The following is a 15,728-nucleotide window of genomic DNA, read 5'->3' as shown; positions in this document are numbered from 1 at the left end:
GGGCAGACAGCAGGCGACAGTTGACCCGCGCGGGCTCGACAAATGTCGACCCGCGGGGGTGAAATTCACCGGATTTGAGCCCGTTTCCCCATGCGCCCGACTCTCCCGGGTATGAAGTGGACCACAATCCGGACATAGTCTGGCAGTACCAAACAACGTACCTGCCGTTTAGTCGACGACGCCCAAGTGAAGGACAAAATCATGATCATTGGTGTTCCCAAGGAGATCAAGAACAACGAGTTCCGGGTGGCCATGACCGCCTCGGGCGTGCACGAACTCATCACGCACGGGCACACGGTGCTGATTGAACGCGGCGCGGGCGTCGGCTCCAGCATCACGGACGAGGAATACGCCGGCGCCGGGGCCGAGCTGGTCACCGACGCGGCGGAGGTGTGGGGCCGGGCCGACATGGTGGTCAAGGTCAAGGAACCCATCAGCATCGAATACGCCTACTTCCGCAAGGGCCTGGTGCTGTTCACCTACCTGCACCTGGCCGCCGAGCCGGAACTGACGCGCGCGCTCATGGACAGCGGCGTCACGGCCATCGCCTACGAGACCGTGCAGCTCGGTCGCACGCTGCCCCTGCTGGCCCCGATGTCCGAGGTGGCCGGCCGGCTGTCCGTGGCCGTGGGTGCCCAGTGCCTGACCGCCCCGGCCGGCGGCAAGGGCATCCTGCTCGGCGGCGTCCCCGGCGTCCGCCCCGCCAACGTGGTGATCCTGGGCGCCGGGGTCTCCGGCACCAACGCGGCGGCCATGGCCATCGGCGCCGGCGCGGATGTGACCATCCTGGACATCAACATCGAGCGGCTGCACCAGCTCGATGACCACTACCAGGGCCGGTTGAAGACGGTGGCCTCCAACGCCCTGGAGGTCGAACGGTCGCTGCTGCAGGCCGACCTGGTCATCGGCTCGGTTCTGATCCCAGGCGCCCGCGCCCCGAAGCTGGTCACCAACGAACTGGTGGCGAAGATGAAGCCCGGCTCCGTGCTGGTGGACATCGCCGTGGATCAGGGCGGCTGCTTTGAGGACACCCACCCCACCACGCACGAAAACCCGACCTTCAAGGTGCACAACTCGGTGTTCTACTGCGTGGCCAATATGCCCGGGGCCGTCCCCAACACCTCCACCTATGCGCTGACCAACGTCACCCTGCGCTACGCGGTGGCCCTGGCCGACCTGGGCGTGATGGCCGCACTGGAGGCGGACCCCGCCTTGGTTGCGGGCCTCAATGTGGCCGGCGGCCAGGTGGCCCACCACTCGGTGTCCGCGGCCCACGACCTCCCGCTGGCCGCCGACTGGCGCCAGCTGGTCTAGCACCTTCCGGGACCACAACGAGCGGCAAGACTCTGGACGGCACGTACGCATCCGCGTAGCGTGCCGTCTAGAGCTTTTTTCAGGAGGCCCCATGTCCAGCTTCGTCACATCCCGCGACGGCACCCGCATCGCCTACGACATCGAGGGGTCCGGACCGCCGGTCATCCTCGTGGCGGGGGCCATGCAATTTCGCGGCTTCGACCCCACCACCGTCGAGATGGCCAAGCTGCTGGCCGCCCGCGGATTCAGGGTGATCAACTTCGATCGGCGCGGCCGCGGCGAGAGCGCACAGGCGCCGTCGTTCACGCTGGCGGACACCCTGGAGGACCTCCGCGCGCTCATCGCGGTCGCCGGCGGATCCGCGGCCCTGTTCGGCAGCTCCTCCGGCGGCGCCATCGCCCTGGCGGCCGCGGCCGCGGGGCTGCCCGTCTCGGCGCTGGTGCTGTGGGAGGTGCCGCTGCGGGAGGAGCTGGGCGACGACGGCGCCGATTTCCTGGACGGGCTGCGGCAGAAGATCGCGGCCGGGGACCCCGAGGAGACCATCGCCTACTTCATGAAGGACATGCCGCCGGAGTGGCTGGAGGGCGCCCGGAACAGCCCCGCCTGGCCCGTCATGACCTCGATGGGGCCGTCCCTGGAGGCCGACTCCGAGTCCCTGGCCTGGACCCAGTCCGCGCCGCACATCGAGCTGTGGGCGACCATCACGGCGCCCACGCTGGCCCTGGTGGGCAGGCAAACCCTGCCGATCATGCCCCCGGCCGCGGAATCCATCGCCGCATCCGTGCCCAACGCGCGCAAGGCCACGATCCCGGCCGCCGACCACAGCTGGGAGCCTGCTGGCATGGCGGCCGCGATCGCCGACTTCCTCAGCGAATAACGTCAGCCGACAGAAAGGACGTGCGGCCATGGGCCTGGTCACGTGCGACATCGCAGTATCGTTGGACGGCTTCGTGGCCGGCCCGCACCAAAGCGCCGAACTGCCCATGGGCGAGGGCGTGGACGGCCGCCTCCACAGCTGGATGGTCGAGCAGCGGGAGGAAAATGCGTCCGAACTTGAGGCCATCACCGCCGCCGGCGCGTTCATCATGGGGCGGAACATGTTCGGCCCCATCCGCGGGGCATGGGAGGGGTCCTGGAAAGGATGGTGGGGGCCAAATCCCCCCTACCATGGCCCGGTTTTTGTGCTCACCCACCACGCCCGGGAGCCGCTGGCCATGGACGGCGGCACCACGTTCACGTTCGTTACCGACGGGATCGACGCCGCCCTTGACCGGGCGCGTGCGGCCGCCGGCACTGGCGCCGTGTCCATCTGCGGCGGCGCCCAAACCATCAACCAGTACCTGGTCGTCGACGCCATCGACGAGCTGCGGGTCCACCTTGCGCCGGTCATCCTCGGCGCCGGGGAACGGCTTTTTGACGGTGTCGGGCCCAAGTCGTTCGAGCAGGCGGGCGCGCGGCAGACCGGCCTCGTCACGCACCTGAACTACCGGGCGCGACGCTAACACCCGCCAGGGACCCGTGACGTGGCCGAGACGTGGTCACGCTTTGGTTCCCGTTCCGCCTGCCCGATTCACATGCCGGCCGGCCCTCCCTAGGCTGGTTTGACGCGGACGGGCAGGTGCCTTGCGGACTTGCCGGCGCCCCGCAAACCCACAAGGAGGGCATCATGGCCGGCACGCGAACGCACCTCCTGCTGGCGCTGGTGGCCGGGGCGGCCCTGGCTGTGGGCGGCTGCACCGCCACCACGGCGCGCCCGTCGCCATCCGCCTCAGGCCTGCCGACGGCCAGTGCCTCAGGGACGCCGACCCCCGCCCCGGCGTCGTCCCCGCCGGCGTCATCCCCGCCGGCGTCGTCCCCGCCGGCCGAGCCGACGGTCATGCCCACCACGGCGTCCGCCACGCTGTTCTACGTCGCGATCGGCGACAACGGCGTGGCCGGACCCATGGTGGGCTGCGGGGACAGCGCCGTCGCGGTGACGAGCGCCGCCATCACCTATACCGACCCGGTGGAGGGGGCCCTGCGCGCGCTGCTGGCCAACCATACGCGCGCGGTCGGCGCGTCGGGGCTGGACAATACGCTCTGGCAGTCGCGCCTGGCGGTGGCGTCCGTGGACCGCTCCGGCGCCACCGTCACGGCCCACCTTTCGGGCACCCTGACGATGGGCGGCGAGTGCGACATCCCGCGCATTGAACAGCAGCTGATGCTCACGGCGGAGCGGGCGGCGGGCGCACCGGTTGCCATCACAATCAACGGCAAGACGTTGACGGAGGCGCTCAGCCTGAAATAACGCCCTTCTAACTAAACTTTTGATGCCTATTTAGCAACTCTGGCTGTATCCTGACACCGTGAACACTCCAGCCCCGGGCGTCAACGCCGCCGCCGAAACGTTGTCCGAAGAAGCCGTCGACGCCCTCGCCCGGGCCCAGGGCGGTCCCGCCCCGACCGAGGGCCACCGGCACGGGGCATTGCTCTCCGCCCGTGCCGCCAACATCAAGCAGTCGGCCGTGCGGGACGTGTTTGAGATTTCCATGCAGCCCGGCCTGGTCTCGCTGGCCGGGGGCAACCCGTACCTTCAGTCCCTGCCCCTGGACCGGCTGGGCGAAACGGCCCGGCGCATCATCGCCGAGCACGGATTGGAGGCGCTGCAATACGGGGGCGGACAGGGCACCTTGGAACTGCGCACCCAAATTTGCCAGGTCATGGCCGCCGAGGGCATCCTGGACGCGGACCCGGAGAATGTCGTCATCACGGCCGGTTCGCAGTCGGCCCAGGACGTGGCCGCGAAGGTGTTTTGCGACCCCGGGGACGTGATCCTGCTCGAGGACCCCACCTATGTGGGCGCCCTGAACACCTTTGAGGCCTACCAGGTCGACGTCCAGGCGGTGGCCGGGGATGAGCACGGCCTCATCCCGGCCGCCCTGCGCGCCACCATCGCAGCGCTGCAGGGGGCCGGCAAGCGCATCAAGTTGCTGTACACCATTCCGAACTTCAACAACCCCTCCGGGGTGATGCTGGCCCCGGACCGCCGCCAGGAAATCGTGAACACCTGCCGCGAGGCGAATATTCTGGTGTTGGAGGACAATCCCTACGGCTTGTTGAAGTTCGACGGCGTCCTGCCGGAGCCCCTGCGCGCCGCCAACCCCGAGGACGTGCTGTACCTGGGATCGTTTTCCAAGATCTTTGCGCCCGGGTTGCGCATTGGCTGGGCGCTGGTCCCGGCGCACCTGTTGCAGCGCTACTACCTGGCCAGCGAGGCCGTCACGCTGTGTCCGCCCACATTCAACCAGCTGCTGGTCAGCGACTACCTGCGCAACTACGACTGGAAAGGCCAGATCGCCACCTACCGCAGCATGTACCAGGAGCGCTGCTCGGCCCTGCTTGCCGCGCTGGAGGAATTCATGCCCCACGGCGTCTCGTGGACCCGGCCCGAGGGCGGCTTCTTCGTGTGGCTGACCCTGCCGGAGGGGATTGACACGTACCCGCTGCTGTACAAGGGCATCGACGCCGGCGTGGTCTTCGTGCCCGGCGCCGCGTTCTCCGCGGCCGGCGGCCCCAGCAACAAGCTGCGCCTGGCATACAGTGCGGTGCCTCCCGCCAAGCTCCGCGAGGGCGTCCGGCGCCTGGCACCGGTGCTGGCGGACGCCATCGCCGCCCGCCTCTAGCCCCGCCCGGGCATCTGACCCGCAATAGATGCCGAAAAATCGCGAATTTCAGGGGTTTTTCGACATCTATTGCGGGTCAGATGAGGTCAGTCCAGCAGCAGGGCCGGTTCCTCCATGATGGCCGCCACGTCCGCCATGAAGCGCGCGGAGAGGTCCCCGTCCACCACCCGGTGGTCGAAGGAGCCGCCCAGCGTGGTGATCCAGCGCGGGACCACCTCGCCGTCGACCACCCACGGCTTCTGCTTGATGGTGCCAAATGCCACGATCGCCACTTCGCCCGGGTTGAGGATGGGCGTGCCGGTGTCGATGCCCAGCGCCCCAATGTTGGTGATGGTCAGCGATCCGCCCGCCATGTCCGCCGGCTGCGTCTTGCCCGCCCGCGCGGTGGCCGCCAGCGCGTTGAGGGCGCTGGCGAGCTCCTTCAGGGACAGGTCCTGCGCGTCCTTGATGTTGGGCACCATGAGTCCGCGCGGGGTGGCCGCGGCGATGCCCAGGTTCACGTAGTGCTTGATGATGATCTCCTCGCCGGCCCACGTCGCATTGACCGACGGGTTCCGCGCGGCCGCCCAAATCACGGCCTTCGAGAGGATCAGCAGCGGCGAGACCCTGATGCCCTCAAAGTCGCGCGAGGCCTTTAGCCGCTTCACGAACTCCATGGTGCGGGACGCGTCAACGTCCACAAAAATGCTCACGTGCGGTGCCGTGAAGGCGCTTTCCACCATGGCCCGGGCGGTGGCCTTGCGCACCCCCTTGACCGCGATCCGCTCCACGCGCGGGTCATCGGCCGGTGACGTCCCCGCGGCGGCACGCCGCTCCTGGTGGCCGAGCAGGTCCTTCTTCGTCACTTCCCCGTGGACGCCGGTGGGCGGGACGTCGGCCAGGTTGATGCCCAGGTCCTTGGCCGCCTTGCGCACGGGTGGCTTGGCCAACACGCGGCCGGTCACCGCGCCCGCCATGCCCGACGCCGGAACGTGGGCGGCTGCCAGCGCCGCCACGGGTGCGGGGCCGACCGCGGTCGAGCCGTGGCGCGGGCGGCGCTTGACGGCGTCGGCCTTGGGGCCGGAGCCCACCAGGGGCTTGATGGCCGCGGGCTCCTCGACAGCAGCGGGGGCGGGGGCGGGGGCCGCCGAGGACGGATCGCCGGCACCGATGGCGATGATGGGCGTGCCGACGTCCACGGTGTCGCCCTCGGCCACCATCAGCTGGGCCACCGTGCCGGCGTAGGGCGAGGGCAGCTCCACGATGGACTTGGCCGTTTCTATTTCCACGATGACGTCATTGACGGCCACGGCATCGCCGGCCTTGACCTTCCAGGCGACGATCTCCGCCTCGGTCAGGCCCTCGCCAACATCGGGCAGCTTGAACAGGTTCAGGGTCGACATGGGGGCCTTCCTAATATGCGAAGGCGCGGTCCAACGCCTCCAGCATGCGGTCAATGTCCGGTAGGTAGTGCTCCTCCACCCGGGCCACCGGGTAGGGCATGTGGAAGCCGCCCACGCGGATGGCCGGGGCCTGCAGCGAATAAAAGCAGCGTTCGCCGATGCGGGCCGCGATCTCCCCGCCGATCCCGCCAAACGTGGGGGCCTCGTGGGCGACGATCAGCCGGCCGGTCTTGGTCACGGATGCCTCCACGGTGTCAAAGTCGATCGGCGAGATGGAGCGCAGGTCGATGACCTCCACGCTGTGCCCGTCCTCGGCGGCCGCGTGGGCGGCGGCCAGCGCCACCGGGACCAGGGGCCCGTACGCGACGATGGTGGCGTCGGAGCCGGAGTGCACCACGTGGGCGGCGAACGGGTCTCCGGGCGAGACGTCGGTGTCAACCTCGCCCTTGAGCCAGTAGCGCCGCTTGGGCTCGAACACGATGACCGGGTCCTTGCACGCCACGGCCTGCTGGATCATCCAGTAGGCGTCGTTCGCGTTGGACGGGGTGATGATGCGCAGTCCGGCCGTGTGGGCAAAAAGGGCTTCCGGGGATTCGGAGTGGTGCTCGATGGAGCCGATGCCGCCGCCGTAGGGAATGCGAATGACCACCGGCGCGCTAAGCAGGCCGTCGGAGCGGGTGTGGATCTTGGCCAGCTGCGTGGTGATCTGGTTGAACCCGGGGAACACGAAGCCGTCAAACTGGATCTCGCAAATGGGCCGGTGGCCGCGCAGGGCCATGCCGATCGCCGTGCCGATGATGCCCGACTCGGCCAGCGGCGTGTCGATGACCCGGTGCGTGCCGAATTCCTTCGCCAGCCCCTCCGTGACGCGGTACACCCCGCCCAGAGCGCCGATGTCCTCACCCATGAGGAAGCTCTTGGGGTCACCGGCGAGCGTGGCACGCAGGCCTTCGTTGATGGCCTTGGCCATGGTCATGGTGGTCATGCGGCACCGCCTTGTATTGCGGAAGTCTGCGGATCGGCGTCGGCAAAGGATGCCTCGTAGTTTTCGAACCAGGCGAGTTCCTCGGCGACCAGCGGATGCGCCTCGGCATAGACGGTGGCGAATTTTTGCCGGATGTCGGCCCCGCCCAAGGCCAGCGTGGCGCGCCGGACATGGGCGGCCAGTTCGTCGCCGTCCTCGCGCACCTGGGCAAAGAAGTCGTCATCGGCCAGACCCGCGTCGCGGAGGTAGGTTTCCAGGCGCGCCAGCGGATCCTTCGCCCGCCACGCTTCCTCCTCGGCCAGGCGGCGGTACTTGGTGGGGTCATCGGCGGTGGTGTGCGCCCCGACCCGGTAGGTGGCGGCCTCGACCAGGACCGGGCCGTGGCCGTCCCGGGCATGCTCCAGCGCCCACTGCGTCACGGCATACACGGCCAGGACGTCGTTGCCGTCCACGCGGATGCCGGGGAAGCCGTAGCCGCCGGCGCGGTTGACCAGGGGAATCTTGGACTGCACCTCAAACGGCACCGAGATGGCCCAATGGTTGTTCTGGCAAAAGAACACCACCGGGGCGTTGAAGGAGGCGGCAAAAACCATGGATTCGTGGGCGTCCCCCTCGCTGCTGGAACCGTCGCCGAAATAGGCCACGACGGCGGCCGGTTCGGTTTCGCTGTCGGCGGCCAGGTCCCGCTGGATGCCCATGGCATAGCCCACGGCGTGCAGGGTCTGGGCGGCCAGGACCAGGGTGTAGAGGTGGAAGTTGGTCTCCCGGGGGTCCCAGCCGCCGTTGGTGATACCGCGAAAAAGCTTCAGAACATCGGCCAGGTCCACCCCCCGGGCGAGTGCGACGCCGTGCTCCCGATAGGTGGGGAACGCATAGTCGGCCGGGCGCATGGCGCGCCCGGATCCAACCTGGGCCGCTTCCTGCCCGACGACCGGAACCCACAGCGCCAGCTCGCCCTGGCGCTGGAGCGCGGTGGCCTCGGCGTCGAAGCGGCGCACCACGGCCATGTCGCGGTAAAAGCCCCGCAGGGCGTCCCGATCCAGGGCGTCAACGTACGGGCTGAACGTGGCGTCCGTACGGAGGCTGCCGTGTTCATCCAGGAGCTGGACCATGTCCGCCTCACCGACCCCCGTGGTCCGCAGGACGCCGTGGGAGCCGCCGGGGCGCGGTTGTTGGGCGCCCGCGCCGGCGGCGGAGTGCCCGGATGATGCCGTGCGGGTTGCGGGTTGGTGGGCAGCGCCCATGCCGTCTCCTCGTCTGCCGACTCTGTGCGGGCCGCAAGCCCGGTCCGCCGACTCGTTGGTGTGGATATATGCTCCGCCGGGAATGCATTCCATGGAGTGCATATATTTCCATTTTCGATTTACCACTGTATCGGTACGCGACGCCGATTCACGGTTGGTTAACCGCTAGGAACGGCGTGGCGGCTTTGTATAGGAGGCACAGATCTCCAGGAAGCGGGTGTTGGCCTCCACCTCGCCGATGCTGACGCGCACACCTTCCTCTCCGAAGGCCCGCACCGAGAGGGCGTGGCGGTCCGCGATGGCCGCAAACTCGGGCGTATCGGACCCGAGGTTCAACCACACGAAGTTCCCCTGGGCGTCCGGGACGTCCCAGCCAAGGGCCGCAAGGCCGGCCGTCACCCGGTCCCGTTCCTCGACGAGGCTTTGTACTCTTTCCACAACCTGGTCATAGTTTGCCAGCGACACCACGGCGGCTTGTTCGGCCACGCTGGAGACAGCGAACGGAGTCGCGGCGGAGCGCAGGTATTGCGTGAGTTCGGGCCCGGAGACTGAATACCCGACGCGCAGCCCGGCGAGGCCGTGCGCCTTGGAAAACGTCCGCAACACCACGACATTGGGGTACTTGCGGTACATGGCGATGCCGTCCACGGCGTCGGCGGCCCGGACGAATTCCTGGTAGGCCTCGTCGATGACAATGACGACGTCGGAGCGGACGCTGCGGATGAACTCCTCCGTCTCCTCGGTGCCCAGCGCCGGGCCGGTGGGATTGTTTGGCGTGCAAAGGAACACGACCTTGGTGCGGTCGGTGACGGCCGCCGCCATGGCGGGGAGGTCATGTGTGCCGTCGGCGCGGACGGGGATCTGGACGCTTTGGGCCCCGGCCAGCCCGACGCAGATGGGGTAGGCCTCAAAGGACCGCCAGGCGTAGATGACTTCATCGGGGGTGCCGTCGTCGTTTTGGCCCGCAAAGGCGGCGAGGATCTGGTTCAGCGCACCCAGGGAGCCGGCACCGGTGACAATGTCCTCCGCGGGCACGGACAGGAACTCACCGAGCGCAGTGCGCAGCGCCGTGCAGCTGGTGTCCGGGTAGCGGTGGACCTCCAGGCCGCCGTGGAGCAGTTCCAGGACGGCGGGCACCGGGCCCAGCGGATTCTCGTTCGAGGAGAGTTTGAAGCTCGCCAGCCCGGGCACCGGGACGGGGGGTTTGCCCGCCGCATATTTGGGCAGCCGGCCCACGACGGATCGGGGGTGGACGCCGGTATGCAGGGGTTGGGTATTGGAAGTCATGGACTTAGCCTAAATCAGGGAACCGAACGGCGTGTGAATGCGGTCACGCCAAAAGTGCCGATTTGACGCGCATGACCTGCCCGGACTGGCCCGTTTGTGGAATCATGACTCCATGGTCAGATTAGTCGTTCGAGTGCTTGTCAACGCCGTCGCCCTCTGGATTGCGACGGTGCTCCTGCCCGGCGTCACAATCGGGTACAGCGCCGGCGGCGGGCTGGATACGGGCAGTGCCACGGGGAACACCGCACTGGCCTATGTCTTCATCGGCCTGATCTTTGGCGTGGTCAACGCGTTGATCAAGCCCATCGTCCTGCTGTTGTCGCTGCCGGTCACGATCGTTACCTTGGGCCTGTTCACGATCGTGATCAATGCGGCCATGCTGTGGCTGACGTCATGGCTGAGCGCCTATACGCCCGTCCACTTCGCCCTTGACTCCTTCTTTTGGACCGCCATCCTGGCCGCCTTGATCATCAGCGTGGTGTCCATGCTGATGAGCGGACTGACACGCTCCGCCCGCAAACGCTAGGGTTTCATCGTTCCTCCCGGCCGTGCCGCCGGCTTGGGATTCCCCGGTTGGGGATCGTTGACGTCGCGGCCCTGGTAGACGAATCTCCTGACGGCAACGGGCGCCCCGGCCGTTGCGCCCAGAAAGTGACGCAGGGCGTCCCGCGCTCCCTTGATGGCCGGGTCGTCGCTGCCTTCCATGGCTGCGGCGTCATGGAGATAATTCCTTAACTCGTGCGCGTCCTTGAGGAGGGTGAGCGGATCCGCCCCGTCCGCGGCGCCCGGCCGGTGCGACGTGACGGTCACCCAGGTGGGCGAGGCGGGCGGTGGCCCAAAGTCCGTGGCCGTGACAAGGTCGTGTTCGTTTTCCAGATCCAGAACGGCAATGCCCGGGCCGACCCGCAGGTTCTTGGCCGGAGAGCCGGCAATGACAAGCATCCTGACGTTGACCGTGGCCAGAAATGCGGGATTGGCCGCGGCGGCGGCCGCGTGAATGCCGCCGCCGCTATGGCCCGTTATCAGCACGTCCTGTCCGGGGAGCGCGCCCGCGTCCGCCAACGCCGCCTTGATGAGGTCCTGGATCACCACCTGCTGCTGGGCGAACAGGGCGGCGTGGGCGGCGGTCAGGCCTTCCAGATCGCCTTCCAGATCAAACGGGTTGGCGCTGTCCACCGCGGACCAGTCCTCGGTTCCGGGCAAGTGCACCAGCCACGCCCGGCTTCCGTCGGGTCGGTCCACCCGGTCGACACCAATTGAGCCGGGCGGGTAGCCGTAGGCGTCCTGGCTGCCCGCCAGGGCCCCCTTGATGGTCGGTTCCACCACACCGGGCGCACCGCCGTCCGGTGGGTCCGGCAGGGCGTGGCCGCGCGGCCATTGTTCGCCTTGGTTGCTCCAGTTTGGGGGCGGAACCCTGCGCACGTCCAACCGTCCCGGCGTGGCCAGTCCGGACCAGTCAAAAGCCTTCCGGACCATGACCGCCGGGACCATGCCGGAGTTCGCCGGGTCCGGATACCCCAGGTGCGTCAGGAGAAAGGAGAGTCCGATGCCGGGACCCAGTAAGCCGGCAAGGTAGGCGGGAGCGTTGTTCAATATGCTCTCCGCGGCATCACGCGCGCCACCCTTGCGGGCGTTTTGCCATGCCGCCATTGCCCCGCCCCACAGCCTCAGCGGCGCGAACGACCCCCACGCCCAGGATTGCAAACCATCCCCGAGCGCCCCCAGCCTGGCCGCCTGGGCGGCCGCGGCGGCATTGTGGGCCTCGGCGGACGCATAGTCCGTGGCGGCCCTGGTCGCCTTTCGGGCAAGGGCCGCCGTGTCTGCCTGGGCTCGCATGCACGACCACACTCCCGCCCGCATCGCCTCGAGGGCCGCAAACGGGTAGCCGGCCGGCCCCGCGGGGGCCGAGCCCAGCCACGACCATTCGCCTTGCAACCGGTCCACAAGCGGCTCCAGCCCCTGGGCCAGCCGGCCGAGTTTCACACCTGCCGCGGAAATCTCCTCCAGCGTGTACCGAATGGATCCGACACCGCCGGTCGTCGTGAACGTGGCTCCGGGTCTCGGCGGCTCGGGCATTGCATCGCTCCTTTCCGACCGCCCCGCACGGGAGCGGCCAAGCCCCCTCAGCCGGGGAACCGCCCAGGGTCCCCGGCATCCGCACCGGCGTCGGGACCAGGCCAAGGGGCGGCACCCGGGCCCAGACCTGGCCAGAGTGCCGGACCGGCACTTGCCGGGGCGGCGGATCTCAGCCGCCGCGCATGGAGCTGCACGGCCGCCGCGGCGGCCTGGACGTCCCGCACCGCCCCGGCCAGGGCGTCGTTGCGCTCCAGGAGGCGCTCACGGAACGCGGCGGCCGCCGGCGAGCGCCAGTCCACCCCCCACAGCGGGCCAAGTTCCAGCCGAATGGCGTCAATCTCCTGGGCGATTTGCCTCACGCGCAGGGCCACCACGTCGACGTCATCGGGTGCCGGTCCGGCCCGCACCACCCCACCAATCCCTGCCACGGGTCCCGCCATCCGGTCGTCCATGTCCTTTTCCCGTCTCTCCTCCCTTTCAACGCTAGGCGCGCCGGGCCACCTCGGCGCGGCCGCCGGGACAGTTGTCAATGACCTGGCCGGGGGCCCCCGCTGTGGAGGACCCGGCGGTTCATGAAAGAATTGGGCCATGTCTGATTCCGCATCCGCCACCGCCCGCATCCCGTCCGGCCGCCTGTCGCTGGCCGCCTCCCCCGGGCGCATCGCCCTAGGTCCCCTCGACGGCCGTTACTCGGGCGCCGTGGCGCCGCTGGTCGACTATCTCTCCGAGGCCGCCCTGAACCGCGACCGGGTGGGCGTGGAGGTCGAATGGTTCATTCACCTGACCAACACCAACGTGCTCCCCGGCACCAAACCGCTGACACCGCAGCAGCAGGCCGGCCTGCGTGCCATCGTCACGGAGTTTGACGCACAATCCATTGCCGAGCTGGCCGCCTTTGAAAAGGTCACCCTCCACGACGTCAAGGCCGTGGAGTACTTCATCGGCAACCATCTGGCGGACCTCGGCCTGGAGCACCTCAAGGCATTGGTGCACTTCGGGTGCACCAGCGAAGACATCAACAACCTCTCCTACGCCGTGGGCATCAAGGGCGCCGTGGAGGACGTTTGGTTGCCGGCGGCCCGCGCCCTGGTTGCCAAGATTGCCGCGATGGCCGAGGAAAACCGTGCCGTGCCGATGCTCTCGCGCACCCACGGCCAACCCGCCACCCCCACCACACTCGGCAAGGAACTGGCCGTCACCGCCCACCGCCTGACCCGCCAGCTGGACCGGATTGCCAAGACCGAGTTCCTGGGGAAGATCAACGGCGCCACAGGTACCTATGCCGCCCACTATGCCTCCGTCCCGGCCGCCGACTGGCAGGACGTTGCCAAGAGCTTCGTCGAGGGCCTGGGCCTGAGCTGGAATCCGTTGACGACGCAGATCGAATCGCACGACTGGCAGGCCGAGCTGTATGCGGACATGGCCCGCTTCAACCGGATCCTGCACAACCTGTGCACGGACGTGTGGAGCTACATCTCCATCGGCTACTTTGCCCAGGTCCCGGTCCCGGGTGCCACGGGTTCTTCCACCATGCCGCACAAGGTCAACCCGATCCGCTTTGAAAATGCCGAGGCGAACCTGGAGATCTCCAACGCCCTGCTGGACACGCTCGGCGCCACCTTGGTGACCAGCCGTTGGCAGCGCGACCTCACCGACTCCTCCAGCCAGCGCAACATTGGCGTCGCCTTCGGCCACTCCCTGCTCGCCATCAACAACGTGCTCGGCGGCCTGGGCCGGCTCGACACGGCCGGGGCCGTGCTCGCGGAGGATCTGGACCATAACTGGGAGGTGCTTGCCGAGGCCGTTCAGATGGTCATGCGGGCGGAGGCGATTGCGGGGGTCCCGGGCATGGAGGACCCATACGAGCGCCTGAAGGAGCTGACCCGCGGCCACCGCGTGGACGGCGCCCGGATGAAGGAGTTCGTCTCCGGTCTGGGGCTGTCCACGCAGGCGCAGGACCGCCTGCTGGCGTTGACCCCGGGCAAGTACATTGGCATCGCCGAGTCCCTGGTGGACCATCTGCACAAGTAGCCGCCCGGCCCGGTACGACGGCGGCACCCGCCCAGCACGGCGCGGGTGCCGCTAGCCGCCGGCATTCCGGATGAGGGCCTCATAGTGGAGGGCTCCCGCCACGAACAGAGTGGCCGGAAGGGCTAAAACCCACAGTCCACGGCGCAAGAGCGCGCTCCCGACCGTCTGGTGGAGCAACTGGAACTGGTCGTTCAATACCTCAGGGTCCCCGTCGGTCCGCGGGTCGGAATGCCAGGTTGAAGGTTGCCGGGCCTGGGCGACGATTTGGGCAATTTGATCCGGCGCCAAGATGCGCGGCCGGCGCATGAACCAGCGCTGAAGCGTTCGGCTCTCCAGGATTTCCACGCCCGCAGGCTTCTGCTTGACGGTAAACGTCCGGGGATTGACCACAACCACCAGTCCGGTCACTGCCACCGGCGTCCCGACCGCCCGGCTCAAGATCCGGCAGGCCCGCCTCGCCTCGAACGCTGCGTTGCGGATGTGCGGATGTTTCGTGCCGTTGACCATCACCGTGCCACCGGCGACCCAGACTTTTTGCCCGGAATGGTTTTTTGTATTGAGAGTAAAGACCCCCGCCGGACAAATTACCAAATGGTCAATATCTGAGCTGCCAACTCCTACTGGAATGGCATGCAGAACAAGAAATTCCGGGCCGAGTTTCGCCAAGAGACGAGCAACTGCAATCTCGCCGAGTGCGCCTTTGAACCACGCAGACGTGTCGCCGGTCAGCGGGCTGATGCCAACCATTCGCGCCAGGAAGCCGCGCGGAGGCGCCTGGGCCTGCCGGGTCAGCAGTTCGGCGATGACCGACTGACCCGGCGTCCGGCCGCCCAGGTCGTCGGCCGGACCTGGACCGTGGGGAATGGCAATCATGTCCTCCGCCTCATCTGCAGGGTCCCTCGATGCTAGTTGGGAAGTCCACCCACCTTAGATTCGATTGGTCGTTTTGACCACATGTCCCCGGCGCCAGCCCTAGCCGGCGCGCCGGGGGATGCGCCGCCGGTTCATTCCTCGACCCACTGGAGCAGGTCACCGGGCTGGCAGTGAAGTACTCGGCACATGGATTCCAGGGTGCTCAGGCGAACGGCCTTGGCCCGGCCGTTCTTGAGCACCGCGACGTTCGCCGGGGTGAGCCCGACGCGTTCGGCAAATTCCCCCACACTCATCTTGCGTTTGGCCAGCTCGACGTCGATGCGCACCACGATGGGCATCAGATCACCTCATCCATGTCCGTGCGCAACGTGGTGGCCCGCAGCAGCAGGGCGCGCATCACCACCATCAGCAGCCCCAGGACGGCTCCGCCCACCAATATGAGAATCAATATCAACGGCCACCCGGGATCATCCCAGCTGCTCGCGAAGTAGAGGAAAACGCCGAACAGGAGCACCCAGGCGGCGGCGATGGCCCAGACGATGGCGTCCACCCATGCCAGGGCCGCCCTGGTGAAGATGCGGTCGTGTTTGACCATGGTCAACAACTTCCAGGTGCTCACGATCACGAGCTGGGCGCACATCAATTCCACCACCGAGAACGCCGTCAAGGGCCAGCGCAAGTACGCCAGCTCCGGGGTTTCCTGCGCCATGAAAGCAAATTGCCCAGGCAGGGACATGGTTTGAAACAGCACCAGGAGGGCAAAGGCCACCAACAACAGGATCCTGAGCGCCATTACCGCCAGACGAGTCTTTTGCATGTATCGAATCTTATTCGTTTTCTATCGAGTGTCAATCGATTTAACATTCTCTCGCGG

Annotated in this window: 16 protein-coding genes; 7 read left to right on the top strand and 9 right to left on the bottom strand. The window is 67.8% G+C overall.

Annotated elements, in window-relative coordinates:
• Window positions 1–201: 201 nt before the first annotated feature.
• The 5 genes from ald (at window position 202) to AB4Y80_RS07330 (ending at window position 4,976) form a co-directional block, all read left to right on the top strand.
• On the top strand, window positions 202–1,314 hold the full coding sequence (ald, locus tag AB4Y80_RS07350) for an alanine dehydrogenase (protein WP_442213206.1): 1,113 nt from the start codon (window positions 202–204) through the stop codon (window positions 1,312–1,314).
• Between the two features lie 91 nt (window positions 1,315–1,405).
• On the top strand, window positions 1,406–2,191 hold the full coding sequence (locus tag AB4Y80_RS07345) for an alpha/beta fold hydrolase (protein WP_442213204.1): 786 nt from the start codon (window positions 1,406–1,408) through the stop codon (window positions 2,189–2,191).
• A gap of 28 nt (window positions 2,192–2,219) precedes the next feature.
• A complete protein-coding gene (locus AB4Y80_RS07340; protein WP_442213202.1) occupies window positions 2,220–2,816 on the top strand; it encodes a dihydrofolate reductase family protein in 597 nt (198 codons plus the stop codon).
• Window positions 2,817–2,848: 32 nt separating this feature from the next.
• Window positions 2,849–3,601, top strand: a complete 753-nt coding sequence (locus AB4Y80_RS07335; RefSeq protein WP_442213200.1) for a hypothetical protein — start codon at window positions 2,849–2,851, stop codon at window positions 3,599–3,601.
• A 58-nt stretch (window positions 3,602–3,659) separates the two neighbouring features.
• Window positions 3,660–4,976, top strand: coding sequence for an aminotransferase-like domain-containing protein (locus tag AB4Y80_RS07330; protein WP_442213198.1), 1,317 nt, complete (start codon window positions 3,660–3,662; stop codon window positions 4,974–4,976).
• Between the two features lie 86 nt (window positions 4,977–5,062).
• Here AB4Y80_RS07330 and AB4Y80_RS07325 read toward each other — a convergent pair whose 3' ends face one another.
• The 4 genes from AB4Y80_RS07325 to AB4Y80_RS07310 all read right to left on the bottom strand — a co-directional run bounded on the left by AB4Y80_RS07325 (window position 5,063) and on the right by AB4Y80_RS07310 (window position 9,874).
• The gene (locus AB4Y80_RS07325) at window positions 5,063–6,358 is read right to left on the bottom strand and encodes a dihydrolipoamide acetyltransferase family protein (RefSeq protein WP_442213196.1); all 1,296 of its coding nucleotides are present in this window, start codon (window positions 6,356–6,358) and stop codon (window positions 5,063–5,065) included.
• 10 nt (window positions 6,359–6,368) lie between these two features.
• Window positions 6,369–7,343 carry an alpha-ketoacid dehydrogenase subunit beta gene (locus AB4Y80_RS07320; RefSeq protein ID WP_442213194.1) on the bottom strand — a complete coding sequence of 325 codons (975 nt, stop codon included), beginning with the start codon at window positions 7,341–7,343 and terminating at the stop codon, window positions 6,369–6,371.
• Entirely contained in the window at window positions 7,340–8,587 is a 1,248-nt protein-coding gene (gene pdhA / locus AB4Y80_RS07315; protein WP_442213192.1) for a pyruvate dehydrogenase (acetyl-transferring) E1 component subunit alpha, read from the bottom strand. Before pdhA ends, AB4Y80_RS07320 begins: the two co-directional genes overlap by 4 nt.
• Window positions 8,588–8,752: 165 nt before the next feature.
• Window positions 8,753–9,874: a histidinol-phosphate transaminase gene (locus AB4Y80_RS07310; RefSeq protein WP_442213190.1), complete on the bottom strand. Its 1,122-nt coding sequence runs from the start codon at window positions 9,872–9,874 to the stop codon at window positions 8,753–8,755.
• A gap of 112 nt (window positions 9,875–9,986) precedes the next feature.
• On the opposite strand from AB4Y80_RS07310, the gene AB4Y80_RS07305 reads away from it, so the two are divergent.
• Entirely contained in the window at window positions 9,987–10,400 is a 414-nt protein-coding gene (locus tag AB4Y80_RS07305; RefSeq protein WP_442213187.1) for a phage holin family protein, read from the top strand.
• On the opposite strand, the gene AB4Y80_RS07300 is transcribed toward AB4Y80_RS07305, so the two are convergent.
• Together AB4Y80_RS07300 and AB4Y80_RS07295 are read right to left on the bottom strand one after the other, a co-directional pair.
• Entirely contained in the window at window positions 10,397–11,950 is a 1,554-nt protein-coding gene (locus AB4Y80_RS07300) for a hypothetical protein (RefSeq protein WP_442213185.1), read from the bottom strand. The genes AB4Y80_RS07305 and AB4Y80_RS07300 overlap by 4 nt on opposite strands.
• A 47-nt stretch (window positions 11,951–11,997) precedes the next feature.
• Complete coding sequence (locus tag AB4Y80_RS07295) at window positions 11,998–12,378, bottom strand: hypothetical protein (protein WP_442213183.1); 381 nt, start codon at window positions 12,376–12,378, stop codon at window positions 11,998–12,000.
• Between the two features lie 160 nt (window positions 12,379–12,538).
• Here AB4Y80_RS07295 and purB point away from each other — a divergent pair, with 160 nt between their 5' ends.
• Complete coding sequence (gene purB, locus AB4Y80_RS07290; protein WP_442213180.1) at window positions 12,539–13,981, top strand: adenylosuccinate lyase; 1,443 nt, start codon at window positions 12,539–12,541, stop codon at window positions 13,979–13,981.
• 51 nt (window positions 13,982–14,032) lie between these two features.
• Here purB and AB4Y80_RS07285 read toward each other — a convergent pair whose 3' ends face one another.
• From AB4Y80_RS07285 to AB4Y80_RS07275, 3 genes are all read right to left on the bottom strand, one after another.
• Complete coding sequence (locus AB4Y80_RS07285) at window positions 14,033–14,854, bottom strand: nuclease-related domain-containing protein (protein ID WP_442213178.1); 822 nt, start codon at window positions 14,852–14,854, stop codon at window positions 14,033–14,035.
• A gap of 131 nt (window positions 14,855–14,985) precedes the next feature.
• The gene (locus tag AB4Y80_RS07280; protein ID WP_442213175.1) at window positions 14,986–15,192 is read right to left on the bottom strand and encodes a helix-turn-helix domain-containing protein; all 207 of its coding nucleotides are present in this window, start codon (window positions 15,190–15,192) and stop codon (window positions 14,986–14,988) included.
• Window positions 15,192–15,671, bottom strand: coding sequence for a DUF2975 domain-containing protein (locus AB4Y80_RS07275; protein WP_442213174.1), 480 nt, complete (start codon window positions 15,669–15,671; stop codon window positions 15,192–15,194). The genes AB4Y80_RS07280 and AB4Y80_RS07275 overlap by 1 nt, the downstream gene beginning before the upstream one ends.
• Window positions 15,672–15,728 lie beyond the last annotated feature (57 nt).

This window comes from Specibacter sp. RAF43 (assembly GCF_052114065.1).
In the GTDB taxonomy this organism is placed as follows: domain Bacteria; phylum Actinomycetota; class Actinomycetes; order Actinomycetales; family Micrococcaceae; genus Specibacter.
This window is presented reverse-complemented; position numbering and strand designations above follow the sequence as displayed.

Bases quoted from the DNA above. Each gene is read 5' to 3' on its own strand.
- ald (WP_442213206.1), top strand. From the start codon at position 202: ATGATCATTGGTGTTCCCAAGGAGATCAAGAACAACGAGTTCCGGGTG.
- AB4Y80_RS07345 (WP_442213204.1), top strand. From the start codon at position 1,406: ATGTCCAGCTTCGTCACATCCCGCGACGGCACCCGCATCGCCTACGAC.
- AB4Y80_RS07340 (WP_442213202.1), top strand. From the start codon at position 2,220: ATGGGCCTGGTCACGTGCGACATCGCAGTATCGTTGGACGGCTTCGTG.
- AB4Y80_RS07325 (WP_442213196.1), bottom strand. From the start codon at position 6,358: ATGTCGACCCTGAACCTGTTCAAGCTGCCCGATGTTGGCGAGGGCCTG.
- AB4Y80_RS07320 (WP_442213194.1), bottom strand. From the start codon at position 7,343: ATGACCACCATGACCATGGCCAAGGCCATCAACGAAGGCCTGCGTGCC.
- pdhA (WP_442213192.1), bottom strand. From the start codon at position 8,587: ATGGGCGCTGCCCACCAACCCGCAACCCGCACGGCATCATCCGGGCAC.
- AB4Y80_RS07310 (WP_442213190.1), bottom strand. From the start codon at position 9,874: ATGACTTCCAATACCCAACCCCTGCATACCGGCGTCCACCCCCGATCC.
- AB4Y80_RS07305 (WP_442213187.1), top strand. From the start codon at position 9,987: ATGGTCAGATTAGTCGTTCGAGTGCTTGTCAACGCCGTCGCCCTCTGG.
- AB4Y80_RS07300 (WP_442213185.1), bottom strand. From the start codon at position 11,950: ATGCCCGAGCCGCCGAGACCCGGAGCCACGTTCACGACGACCGGCGGT.
- purB (WP_442213180.1), top strand. From the start codon at position 12,539: ATGTCTGATTCCGCATCCGCCACCGCCCGCATCCCGTCCGGCCGCCTG.
- AB4Y80_RS07285 (WP_442213178.1), bottom strand. From the start codon at position 14,854: ATGATTGCCATTCCCCACGGTCCAGGTCCGGCCGACGACCTGGGCGGC.
- AB4Y80_RS07280 (WP_442213175.1), bottom strand. From the start codon at position 15,192: ATGCCCATCGTGGTGCGCATCGACGTCGAGCTGGCCAAACGCAAGATG.
- AB4Y80_RS07275 (WP_442213174.1), bottom strand. From the start codon at position 15,671: ATGCAAAAGACTCGTCTGGCGGTAATGGCGCTCAGGATCCTGTTGTTG.